Genomic DNA, 11,570 nt, shown 5'->3' on the forward strand with positions numbered 1-11,570 from the left:
CTAACGCCGCCACCGCTGGTCCCACGGGGCCAGCAGCAGTCGGCACGCGTACCGCACATCGGCGACCGCGTTGTCCGTGTCGAGTTGCCCTGCAGTGGCCCAGGTCAGGATGCCGTACATGCACTGCTCGACCATCCTGGTCAGTCGATGATCCTCGGCAGTGGGTTCGGCAATCCCTGCCTCGGCCAGGATCCGTTCCCGCATGGACAGATCGGCAGGCGCATCGGCAGAGGACCGAATAGCGTTGATGGAAACCAGCATTGCCCTGGCCAACGACGGCTGTGCCAGCAACCGCTCGGCGGCGTCCCCCAGGAAGTCGCATACCGCTGCCACCGGATCGTCTGGAATACCACCCGATTCCGGCATCGACCGAATGGATGCATTGAGCGATGCGGCATAGAGGTGATGCTTGGTCGGGTAATAGCGATAGAGCGTGCCGAGAGCGACCCCGGCCTCGGCGGCGATGTCGGACATCTGCACTCGCTCGAGCCCGTGCACCGCCCCCAACCGGTCCGCGGCCCGAAGAATCGCGGCGATGCGCGCCTGCTGGCGAGGCGTCGACGCCTGCCCGGGTTTCCGGGGTGTTCCGATGCGCGCCATCCGGACGAACTCCTCGCAAAACTAGAATTGCTTCTAGAAATCAGTACGCAGTGATGCTACAACAGACTGGTGATCGAAGAAGACTCCCAACTCGACGCGACGGCGTTCGATGCGCAGAAGTACGGCCCGTGGGCCGTCATCACCGGCGGCTCGGAAGGGGTCGGTAGATCCTTCGCGCTACGACTCGCCGCGGCGGGAGTGAATCTGCTTCTGGTCGCCCGCAAGCCCGGGCCGCTGGCAGAGTGCGCCGAACTCTGCCGCGCCCGCGGGGTCGAGGTCCGTACCCTGAGCACTGATCTCGCGGAGCCGTCCTCGGCCGGCGCCGTGGCAGAAGCAGTTGGGGACGTCGAGGTGGGCCTGCTGGTCCACAATGCCGGCGCCAACACCCACAGCGCACGGTTTCTCGACGGTCACCTCCCCGCGTTTCAGCGGGTCATCGACTTGAACATCACCACCCCGCTGGCCCTGGTCCACCATTTCGGGGCGGCGATGCGCAGCCGTCGCCGCGGGGGCATCCTGCTCGTCGGATCGATGGCCGGATACCTCGGCTCGAACCGGCACACGGTCTATGGCGGCGTCAAGGCCTTCGGCAGGATCTTCGCCGAGAGCCTCTGGCTGGAGTTGCGGGACGACAACGTCGACGTGCTCGAGCTCGTCCTGGGCGTGACCCGCACCCCGGCGATGGACCGGGTCGGACTCAACTTCGACGTTCCAGGAATGGTGGTGTCCGAGCCTGACGACGTCGCCGGCGAAGGTCTCGCCGCGCTCGGCCAGGGCCCCGTGCACGTCGTGTCGCGACACGCGAAAGTCGCTCATGCCCACAATGATCCGGACCGCGCCGCCACCATCCTGCGTACCGACAAGATGATGCGGCAGCTGATGGGATCGAAAGAGGGGTCCGCACAGTGAAGCTCGGGCTCTCCACCCCCGTCGTGATGCAACACCCCGGTGAGTTCTCCCCGTGGGAAACGACCGCCGGCCCCGACGAGTTGTCGTTGATCGCCGAGAAAGCAGAAGCCCTGGGGTTTCACCACATCACCTGTGCAGAGCACACCGGCATCCCCGCCTCAGCGGCGGCGGTGCGCGGGGCGGTGTACTGGGACCCGCTGGCCACGCTGTCCTTCCTGGCCGCCAGGACTCGACGGATCCGACTGGTCACCGCCGTTGTGGTGCTTCCGTACCACCACCCGGTCGCGCTGGCCAAGAGCTACGGGACTCTCGACCGGCTCAGCGGCGGGCGAGTCGTCCTCGGCGTCGGGGTCGGATCGCTCACCGAGGAGTTCGAGTTGCTCGGTGCCCCATGGGAAGGGCGTGGGGCCGCCGCGGACCGCGACATCGCCAGGCTGCGTGCCGCGTGGGGACAGCCGGTGGTCGACGGGTTCGCCATCGAACCACATGCCACCAGCACCGATCTCACGATCTGGGTGGGCGGACGCACCAAGCGCTCGCTGCGCCGAGCCGTCGAGTTGGGCAACGGCTGGATGCCTTTCGGATTGCCGCCGGATACGATCGCCGACTTCCTCGCGCAACGGCGCCCGCCGGCAAATTTCGATGTCGTGCTGTCCCCGGGGGTGCCGCTGGACCCGCAAGGCGATCCGAGCAGCACCCACGCTCGGCTGAGCCGGTTGCGCGACGTCGGGGCCACGATCGCCAACTGCACACTGCAGGCCCGCAGCGCCGAGCATTTCTGCGATCAGCTCGAAGCCCTGCACACCATCGGCACCGGACTATGACTGATCCCTTCGAATCCCGGCTGCACGACCTGGAGCGGCGACTGCAGGAGCTGACCGACCAGGTCGAGGTGACGCAGCTGATCGCCTCCTACGGTCCCCTCGTCGACGCCGGTGCCGCCGATGACGTCGCGGCGTTATGGAGCAAGGACGGCGGCTACGACGTCGAAGGCTGGCAGATGCGCAGTCGCGCCGACGTGGCCGCCATGGTGAACTCGGATGCGCATCAAACGCTCATCTCGCGCGGTGCCTGTCACTTTCTCGGTCCGGCTCGGGTCACCGTCGACGGCAATACCGCGGAGGCGGTGTGCGAATCGCTGCTCGTGGTGCACCGCGACGGAAAGTGGATCGTCGCACGCGCCGGCGCCAACCACTTCACGCTGCGTCGCATCGACGGCCGGTGGCAGATCGAGCGCCGCACCACCCGGGCACTGAACGGAAGCCCGGAGTCGCGCGAACTGCTGCGCTAGACGATCGCGTTCGCCCGGAGCTGCGCGATCTGCGTTGCGTCGTAGCCGATCTCGACCAGTACCTCGTCGGTGTGCTCGCCCAGCAGCGGGGCGCGCCGTCGGATCGTGCCGGGCGTCGCCGACATCCGGAACGGTGTTTCGATGATCGGCACGTCCCGGGAGGCCCCGGGGAACGGCATCCGTTGGAGGTAGCCCATGGCCTGCACATGCGGGTCATCGAGGACATCCTGGGTGGAATGCAACGGGGCAGCAGGCATTTTCGCCTTCTCCAGCAGCTCCAGCACCTGCGCCTTGGTCTTGTCGGCGCACCAGTCGGACATGATGTCGTTGAGGATGTCGCCGTTGGCCCAGCGGATGTCGTCGTTGGCGAATCGTGGATCGTCGAACAGTTCCTCGCGGCCCACGAGTCGGCACCAGCGTTTGAACATGGGCTGTCCGGCGACCTGCAGCAGAACCCATTGATCGTCAGCGGTGCGATACAGGTCGCACGGCGCGACCGACGCACCCTTGTTGCCCATCCTGGGCTTGTCGACCTGCAGCAGTTCGCGCTCGATCAAGAACGCGTTCGACAGCATCAGCGCGGTCGGTAGTAGGGCACCCTCGACGTGCTGTCCCTCGCCCGTCTTGTCACGGTGATACAGCGCCATCATGACGCCGATCGCCAAGGTCAGCGCGGTCCCGAAATCCGCGTAGGGCACCACCGTTCGGATCGGCAGGTCAGGTAGACCCTGCCGGTAGACCGCACCCGACATCACCTGCCCGGCCCCGTCGAAACCGATCTTGTCGCTGTACGGGCCGCCCTCGCCGTATGCGGTGGCGCTGGCCAGGATGATGTCGGGTTTGACCGCCTTGAGGGTCTCGTAATCTAGTCCGCTGGCCCGCATCCCGGCCGCCGGCATGTTGGCGATCACGATGTCGGCCTGCGCCACCAGACGTCGGGTGATCTCGGCGCCCTCGGCCGTGGTGGAGTCGAGCGTCAACGACCGCTTGTTGCGGTTGCACTGCAGGAAGGTGCCGCCCTCGCCGCCCTCGGTGACGGCCTGCACCCAACGGTCTTCCCCGCCTTCACGTTTCTCCACCCGCAGCACATCCGCGCCCATGTCGGCCAGGATCGCGCTGCACCACGGTGCGGCAATGAAGCGGCCGTAGTCGAGAACCCGTATCCCGTCGAGAACCCCTGCCATGCGCCCACCCTTCTCTCGGCGAACAGACGCAAACTCGCACATTTTTGCACCGAAATGTGCGAGTTTGCGTCTGCTCGCGGATCAATTTGCTACTCCAGCACGCCCAGCCGGTCGAGGTGATCGCTCAACGGCCTGGAGGCCGCACACAGGTGCTCGGCCATGGCGTCGCGGGCCGCATCCCCGTCGCGCGCCTTGAGCGCGGCCAGGATCCGGCGATGGTCATGAGTGGACTGCTCGGGCCAGCCCTCGACCGTCGGATAGACCGATTCCAGTGCATACCGGGTGATCTGGGACATCAGCTGCGCCAGCTTGGGCGATTCGGCTGCCCGGTTGACGCCGCGATGGAACGCGTGGTTGAGCCGGACCGCCGCCTCATGATCGTTGTCCGTGTAGGCGACCTCCAGCTCCCGCTGGATTCGGTCGAGGTCGTCGAGTTGACCGTCGGTGATCTGGCCGGCGGCGCGTGACGCCAACTGCCCGCCGATGTGGGCCTGCACCCCGGCCACGTCGTCGATGTCCCGACGGGTGACCGGCAGGACCAGGAACCCACGCCGGGGCTGCTGCTTCAGCAGCCCCTCGGTGCGCAGGCCGAACAACGCCTCGCGCACCGGCGTCACGCTGATCCCCAGTTCGGCTGCGAGCTGTTCGAGCCGGATGTAGTTCCCCGCCGGGTACGTGCCGTCGAAGATCCGCCGTCGAATCAACCGGGCCACATCCTCGGCCAGCTGTGGGCGCGCAGCGAAATCGGGTATGGACACGGTTCAGACCCGATAGTCGGAGAGCAGCCGCTTGCTGATGATGTTCTTCTGGATCTCGCTGGTGCCCTCACCGATCAGCAGGAACGGCGCGTCCCGCATGAGCCGCTCGATCTCGTATTCCTTGGAATATCCATAACCGCCGTGGATCCGGAAGCTCTGCTGGGTGACCTCCGAGCAGAACTCACTGGCGAGGTACTTGGCCATACCGGCGGCCACGTCATTGCGTTCACCGGAGTCCTTCAGCCGGGCGGCGTTGACCATCATCAGATGCGCAGCCTCGACTTTGGTTGCCATCTCTGCCAATTGGAACGCCACCGCCTGGTGCTCGGCGATCGGCTTGCCGAACGTCTCGCGCTGCTGGGCGTAGCGCACCGCCAGCTCGAAGGCACGGATACCCACACCGCAGGCCCGCGCGGACACGTTCACGCGACCAACCTCGACGCCGTCCATCATCTGGAAGAAGCCCTGACCAGTGACGCCGCCGAGAACGTCGTCGGCACTGGCCCGGTAGCCGTCGAAGATCAGCTCAGTGGTGTCGATCCCCTTGTAGCCGAGCTTGTCGAGCTTGCCCGGGATGGTCAGCCCGGGAACCACTTCACCGAAGCCGGTGGGCTTTTCGACCAGGAAGGCCGTCAAGTTGCGGTGCGGTTTGTCGGCACCCTCGTCGGTGCGCACCAGCGCGGCCACCAGGGTGGAACTACCACCGTTGGTCAGCCACATCTTCTGACCGTCGATCGTGTACGTGCCGTCGTCGTTCTTCTTGGCCCGGGTCCGGATCGCCGCCACGTCGGAGCCCAATTCGGGCTCGGACATCGAGAATGCCCCGCGGGTCTCACCGGTGGCCATGCGCGGCAGGAACTTCTGCTTCTGGGCATCGGTTCCGTGCTGCCGGATCATGTACGCGACGATGAAGTGGGTGTTGATCACCCCGGACACGCTCATCCAGCCGCGAGCCAGCTCCTCGACGCACAGCGCGTAGGTGAGCAGCGACTCGCCGAGCCCGCCGTACTCCTCGGGGATCATCAGCCCGAACAGGCCCATGTCCTTCATCTGGTCGACGATGGCCTGCGGGTAGGTGTCGGAGTGTTCGAGCTCCTGCGCGGTCGGGATGACCTCCTTGTCGACGAATTGCCTGACCGTCGAGACGATCTCGGTCTGGAACTCGGTGAGCCCCAGGGTTTGTGCAAGTCTGGTCATGGGGTCACCCTTTCGAACACAGCGGCCAGCCCCTGGCCACCGCCGATGCACATGGTCTCCAACCCGTAGCGGGCCGAACGCCGGTCCAGTTCCCGCGCCAATGTGGCGAGCATCCGCCCGCCGGTCGCGCCGACAGGGTGTCCCAGCGAGATCCCGGATCCCCGGACGTTGGTGCGCTCGAAGTCGGACTCGCCGAACTTCCATTCCTTCATCACGGCCAGCGCCTGCGCGGCGAACGCCTCGTTCAGTTCGATCAGATCGATGTCGCTGAGCTGCAGGTCGGCCTTGGCCAAGGCCACCTCGGTGGCCGGCACCGGGCCGATACCCATGACGTTGGGCGCGACGCCCGCCGATCCCCACGACACCATCCGCACGAGTGGCCGCAGACCCAGCTCGGCGGCCTTCTCCGGGGTGGTCACGATGCACATGGACGCGGCATCGTTCTGACCGCTGGAGTTGCCCGCGGTCACGGTGGATTCCGGATCCTGCTTGAGCAGAACGGGTTTGAGCTTGGCCAGGGCCTCGACCGTGGTGTCGGCGCGCGGATGCTCATCGGTGTCGATGACGGTCTCGCCTTTGCGAGAGTGCACGGTGACGGGAATGATCTCCTCGGCCAGCACCCCGGACTCCTGTGCCGCCACCGCGCTGCGATGGGAACGCACCGCGAGCTCGTCCTGCTCAGTGCGGGTGATGCCGTACTCACGCCGCAGGTTTTCGGCGGTCTCCAGCATTCCGCCCGGCACCGGGTAGAACTGCCCACCGGCGGTCGTGCGTCCGCGTGCGAGCCCGTCATGGATCTGCACGCCGCTGCGGGCCCCGCCCCAACGCATGTCGGTCGAGTAGAACGCGACGTTGCTCATACTTTCGGCGCCACCGGCCACCACAAGATCGTTGTCCCCGCTGCGCACCTGCAGGCAGGCCTGGATCACGGCCTGCAGCCCGGAACCGCATCGTCGGTCCACCTGCATGCCGGGAACCGTCACGGGCAGACCGGCATCGAGCGCGACGACCCGTCCGATGGCCGGCGCCTCGCTGTTGGGATAGCAGTGGCCCAGAATCACGTCCTGCACCTGCTCCGGTGCCACACCCGTGCGTTCCAACAGTCCCTTCAGCGCGACGACACCGAGGTCGACGGCGGACAGGGATGCGAACATGCCGCCGTAGCGGCCGATCGGAGTGCGGACCGGTTCGCAGATAACCGCGTCGCGGGTCATACGTGCCGACCCCCGGTCACCTCGAGCACGGTGCCCGTCATGTACGACGACAGATCGCTGGCCAAGAACAGCGCGACCTTGGCCACCTCGTCGGGTTCACCGGCGCGGCCCATCGGGATCTCGGCCAGCTTCTGATCCCAGATCCGTTGCGGCATGGCCTCGGTCATCGCCGACCGGATGAGACCGGGCTGGATCGCGTTGACCCGCACCCCCAGGTGCGCGAGCTCCTTGGCCGACGCCTTGGTCATCCCGACGATGCCGGCCTTGGCCGCCGAATAGTTGGTCTGGCCGACCAGGCCGACCTTGCCCGAGATCGAGGACATGTTGACGATCGCGCCACGCTTGTTCTCGCGCATGATCGCCGCAGCCGACTTGGTGCCGTTCCAGGTGCCCTTCAGGTGCACCGCGATGACCTGGTCGAACTGCTCCTCGGTCATCTTGCGCAGCGTCGCGTCGCGCGTGATGCCGGCGTTGTTGACCATGATGTCGAGCCCGCCGAACCGCTCGACAGCGGCCTGCACGAGGGCCTCGACCTCAGCACCTGAGGTCACGTCACACCGCACCGCGGTCGCGACCTCGGGCCCGCCGAGTTCCTGGGCGGCGGCCTCGGTGGCCTCAAGGTTGACGTCGCCGAGTACCACCCGGGCACCCTCGCCGATGAAGCGTTTCGCGATGGCCAGGCCCAGACCCTGGGCACCGCCTGTCACCACTGCAGTCTGACCGGTCAGCAACGACACCTGATCACCTAACTTTCGATCGCGGGGGCTCTGTCTGGCCCAGATCATATTTCATATACGATATTGGAGATTCATCGCCCCCGCGGATTCCGCGCGACGAAATGGAGCTCACCTGTGACCACGACCGCGGCCACTTCCGAAGTCAGCGACGAGGACTTCGCCGAGATCCTGGCGCAGACCCGCAGCTTCATCCGCTCCGCCGTGGTGCCCCGCGAGAACGAGATCCTGGCCACCGACCAGGTACCCGACGATCTCCGTGACCAGGCCAAGAAAATGGGGCTGTTCGGCTACGCGATCCCCCAGCAATGGGGTGGCCTAGGCCTGAATCTGGCCCAAGATGTCGAACTGGCAATGGAATTCGGCTACACGTCGCTGGCATTGCGGTCGATGTTCGGCACCAACAACGGTATCGCCGGCCAGGTCCTGGTGGGTTTCGGCACCGACGAGCAGAAGTCCCGGTGGCTGGAGGGCATCGCCTCCGGCGATGTCGTCGCCTCGTTCGCCCTGACCGAGCCCGGCGCCGGATCCAACCCGGCGGGCCTGCGCACCAAGGCCGTTCGTGACGGGGACGACTGGGTGATCGACGGCCAGAAGCGGTTCATCACCAACGCGCCCACCGCGAATCTGTTCGTCGTGTTCGCCCGTACTCGCCCCGCCGATGCCGATGGCCCCGGCATCGCTGTGTTCCTGGTACCCGCGGACGCGGCCGGCGTCGAAGTCGGGGCCAAGGACGCAAAGATGGGCCAGGAGGGCGCCTGGACCGCCGACGTCACCTTCGACGCGGTCCGGGTGCCGAACAGCGCACTCGTCGGCGGTAGCGAGGATGTCGGCTACCGCGCCGCGATGACCTCCCTGGCCCGCGGCCGGGTCCACATCGCGGCGCTCGCGGTCGGGTCCGCTCAACGCGCGCTCGACGAGTCAGTGGCCTACGCCGCCGCGGCCACCCAGGGTGGCCAGCCGATCGGCAGCTTCCAGTTGGTGCAGGCGATGATCGCCGACCAGCAGACGGGAGTGATGGCCGGACGCGCCTTGGTGCGCGACGCCGCCGCCAAGTGGGTGTCCGGCGAGGACCGCCGCATCGCCCCGTCGGCGGCGAAGCTGTTCTGCACCGAAATGGCAGGTAACGTCGCCGATCTCGCGGTGCAGGTCCACGGCGGCACCGGCTACATGCGCGAGGTCCCGGTCGAGCGCATCTACCGCGAGGTCCGGCTGCTGCGTCTGTATGAAGGCACCAGTGAGATCCAGCGACTCATCATCGGCGGCGGCCTGGTCAAGGCCGCCCAACGCCAGCTCTGAAACCACCCACCCACAAGGAGAATTCATGACCGAGAGGCTCGCCGGAAAGGTCGCCTTCATCACCGGAGCTGCCCGTGGGCAGGGCCGCGCGCACGCGGTTCGGATGGCCAAAGAGGGTGCCGACATCATCGCCGTCGACATCGCCGGTCCGCTGCCTCCGAGCGTGCCCTACGACTCGGCCACCCCTGAGGATCTGACCGAAACCGTCCGCCTCGTGGAGGCCACCGGCAAGCGCATCATTGCCACCGCCGCCGACACCCGTGACCACGACGCCCTGCGGGAAATCGTCGGCAAAGGCGTCGCGGAGTTCGGCAGGCTCGACATCATCGTGGCCAACGCGGGCATCACCGTCCCCGAGCCCTGGAACGAGACCACCCCCGAGTCATTCCGTGACGTCATGGACATCAACGTCACCGGAACCTGGAACACCGTGATGGCCGGTGCCCAGCACATCATCGACGGCGGCCGCGGCGGGTCGATCATCCTGATCAGCTCAGCTGCCGGCATCAAGATGCAGCCGTTCATGGTGCATTACACCGCCAGCAAGCACGCGGTCGCCGGCATGGCCCGGGCATTCGCCGCAGAGCTGGGCAAGCACAAGATCCGCGTCAACAGCCTGCACCCGGGTGCGGTCAACACCCCGATGGGCACCGGCGACATGCTGGCCGCGCTCAACCGGGCCAATGACACCAACCCCGGCCTGATGCAGATGGTGACGCCGTTCCTGCCGGATTACATCGCCGAACCCGAGGACATCGCCGATGCCGCGATCTGGCTGGCGAGCGACGAGTCACGGTATGTCACCGCCAGTCGGGTCGCCGTCGATCTGGGCTCCACCCAGTTCTAGGCCGGCATGACCAGCCCGACAAGCACGGACTTCGCCGACAGGCTGGCCACCGGGCTGACGGCGTACGGTGACCGGCCGTTCATCGAATTCGCCCGAAAATGGTACTTGGGCAATCAGATCACGCAGTTCATCGAGCAGATCTCGACCGCATTGGACGAGGCCGGGGTGCTGCCGGGCGAACCGGTCGGCATCGTCGTGCGTAACCGGATTGCCCACGCGGCGACGATCCTCGGGTTCATCGCGACGCGACGCCCGGTGGCGATGATCTACTCCTATCAATCCGCCACCGCGATCGCCCGGGACGTCGAGAAACTGGCACTGCCGGGGGTACTCGCCGATGTCGATGACTGGACACCGGAGCTGCATGGCGCGGTGGCCTCGTCGGGCTCGGCCGGCCTCGTGCTGTCCAGCGATCCGCTGCGGGTCGGGGTGACGGCGACGCGGCAGCCCGGCAGCCGACACGACCCGACGCTGGAAAAGTCCGGCCTGCACATCCTGACCAGTGGCACCACCGGTCCGCCCAAACGAATCCCGGTCGCCACCAACGTGCTTGAGCACACCGTGCTGAGCATGACGATCGGTGCGGGCACCGAAGTGGTCGGAGCCGACACCCCACCAGCCTTGGTGTACTGGCCGTTCGGCAGCATCGGAGTCTGCCAGTTGCTGGCCGCGCCGTGCTCCGGCAAGCGCATGGTGTTGCTGGAGAAGTTCAGCGTCCCCGAATGGGTCGATGCGATCAAGACCTACCAAATCACCCGTGCGGGTGTGCAGCCCGCGATCCTGCGCATGCTGCTACAGGCCGACGTTCCGCGCGAGGACCTGGCGTCGTTGGAGGGACTCTCGGGCGGCTCCGGACCATTGGAGCCGGAATTGCGGGCCGAGTTCGAGGGGCGCTACGGGATCCCCTTGCTGTGGGCCTATGGGGCAACCGAATTCGCCGGATCGGTATGCAGCTGGACACCTGAGCTGCATCGCCGCTACGGCGCGGACAAACCCGACAGCGTCGGCCGGCCCCTTCCCGGCGTGCGGGTCCGCATCGTCGACCCGGACACCGCCGCCGAAGTGCCCGCCGGGACCATCGGTGTGCTCGAAGCCGCCGTCGCCATCATCGGTCCGGACTGGGTACGCACCACGGACCTGGCGTCGATGGACGAGGACGGATTCGTCATGCTCCACGGGCGTGGCGACGGCGCGATCAACCGCGGCGGCTTCAAGATCCTGCCGGAAACGGTTCGGCGGGTTCTGATCTCACATCCCAGTGTGCTCGACGCCTGCGTCGTGGGAGTTCCGGACGCCCGCCTGGGCGCGGTTCCGTTCGCCGCGGTCGAGCTACGCCGGGATGCCCCGACACCCACCGAGGCCGAGCTGAAAGACCTGGTGCGCGAGGAACTACCCAGCCATCACGTGCCGGTGGCCGTGGCGGTGGTCGATGCACTCCCCCGCAATGCCGCCCTCAAGGTGCGGCCGGCCGACGTCGCGGCGCTGTACCGCACCTAACATCGCCCCGCGAGCAGACACATATGTACCCGATTTGGCC

12 protein-coding genes are annotated in these 11,570 nt (G+C 66.8%); 6 read left to right on the plus strand and 6 right to left on the minus strand.

The features are described from left to right. Window positions 1-600, minus strand: coding sequence for a TetR/AcrR family transcriptional regulator (locus tag AC4ELS_RS09835; RefSeq protein ID WP_064886179.1), 600 nt, complete (start codon window positions 598-600; stop codon window positions 1-3). A gap of 69 nt (window positions 601-669) precedes the next feature. Here AC4ELS_RS09835 and AC4ELS_RS09840 point away from each other — a divergent pair, with 69 nt between their 5' ends. The 3 genes from AC4ELS_RS09840 to AC4ELS_RS09850 are packed head-to-tail and all read left to right on the plus strand — an operon-like array spanning window position 670 to window position 2,800. Continuing rightward, window positions 670-1,509: an SDR family NAD(P)-dependent oxidoreductase gene (locus AC4ELS_RS09840; RefSeq protein WP_499046966.1), complete on the plus strand. Its 840-nt coding sequence runs from the start codon at window positions 670-672 to the stop codon at window positions 1,507-1,509. Continuing rightward, complete coding sequence (locus AC4ELS_RS09845; RefSeq protein ID WP_499046968.1) at window positions 1,506-2,333, plus strand: TIGR03619 family F420-dependent LLM class oxidoreductase; 828 nt, start codon at window positions 1,506-1,508, stop codon at window positions 2,331-2,333. The genes AC4ELS_RS09840 and AC4ELS_RS09845 overlap by 4 nt, the downstream gene beginning before the upstream one ends. Then, window positions 2,330-2,800, plus strand: coding sequence for a nuclear transport factor 2 family protein (locus tag AC4ELS_RS09850; RefSeq protein WP_064886173.1), 471 nt, complete (start codon window positions 2,330-2,332; stop codon window positions 2,798-2,800). The genes AC4ELS_RS09845 and AC4ELS_RS09850 overlap by 4 nt, the downstream gene beginning before the upstream one ends. On the opposite strand, the gene AC4ELS_RS09855 is transcribed toward AC4ELS_RS09850, so the two are convergent. From AC4ELS_RS09855 to fabG, 5 genes are all read right to left on the minus strand, one after another. Further along, window positions 2,797-3,984 (minus strand): CaiB/BaiF CoA transferase family protein, encoded by a 1,188-nt coding sequence (locus AC4ELS_RS09855; protein WP_064886172.1) that lies wholly within the window; start codon window positions 3,982-3,984, stop codon window positions 2,797-2,799. The genes AC4ELS_RS09850 and AC4ELS_RS09855 overlap by 4 nt on opposite strands. A gap of 89 nt (window positions 3,985-4,073) precedes the next feature. Continuing rightward, window positions 4,074-4,742, minus strand: coding sequence for a GntR family transcriptional regulator (locus AC4ELS_RS09860; protein ID WP_064886171.1), 669 nt, complete (start codon window positions 4,740-4,742; stop codon window positions 4,074-4,076). A gap of 3 nt (window positions 4,743-4,745) precedes the next feature. Continuing rightward, complete coding sequence (locus tag AC4ELS_RS09865; RefSeq protein ID WP_036439653.1) at window positions 4,746-5,939, minus strand: acyl-CoA dehydrogenase family protein; 1,194 nt, start codon at window positions 5,937-5,939, stop codon at window positions 4,746-4,748. Beyond that, window positions 5,936-7,153 (minus strand): acetyl-CoA C-acetyltransferase, encoded by a 1,218-nt coding sequence (locus tag AC4ELS_RS09870; RefSeq protein WP_448442897.1) that lies wholly within the window; start codon window positions 7,151-7,153, stop codon window positions 5,936-5,938. The genes AC4ELS_RS09865 and AC4ELS_RS09870 overlap by 4 nt, the downstream gene beginning before the upstream one ends. Beyond that, window positions 7,150-7,938, minus strand: a complete 789-nt coding sequence (gene fabG / locus AC4ELS_RS09875; protein WP_064886168.1) for a 3-oxoacyl-ACP reductase FabG — start codon at window positions 7,936-7,938, stop codon at window positions 7,150-7,152. Before fabG ends, AC4ELS_RS09870 begins: the two co-directional genes overlap by 4 nt. A 66-nt stretch (window positions 7,939-8,004) precedes the next feature. On the opposite strand from fabG, the gene AC4ELS_RS09880 reads away from it, so the two are divergent. Genes AC4ELS_RS09880 through AC4ELS_RS09890 form a run of 3 tightly spaced genes read left to right on the plus strand, consistent with a single transcriptional unit; the run spans window position 8,005 to window position 11,530 of the window. Then, window positions 8,005-9,186 carry an acyl-CoA dehydrogenase family protein gene (locus AC4ELS_RS09880; protein ID WP_499046972.1) on the plus strand — a complete coding sequence of 394 codons (1,182 nt, stop codon included), beginning with the start codon at window positions 8,005-8,007 and terminating at the stop codon, window positions 9,184-9,186. Between the two features lie 25 nt (window positions 9,187-9,211). Then, window positions 9,212-10,033: a mycofactocin-coupled SDR family oxidoreductase gene (locus tag AC4ELS_RS09885; protein ID WP_090434121.1), complete on the plus strand. Its 822-nt coding sequence runs from the start codon at window positions 9,212-9,214 to the stop codon at window positions 10,031-10,033. A gap of 6 nt (window positions 10,034-10,039) precedes the next feature. Further along, window positions 10,040-11,530 carry an ANL family adenylate-forming protein gene (locus tag AC4ELS_RS09890; RefSeq protein WP_499046974.1) on the plus strand — a complete coding sequence of 497 codons (1,491 nt, stop codon included), beginning with the start codon at window positions 10,040-10,042 and terminating at the stop codon, window positions 11,528-11,530. Window positions 11,531-11,570: the final 40 nt, after the last annotated feature.

The organism is Mycobacterium shunyiense, from assembly GCF_058270035.1.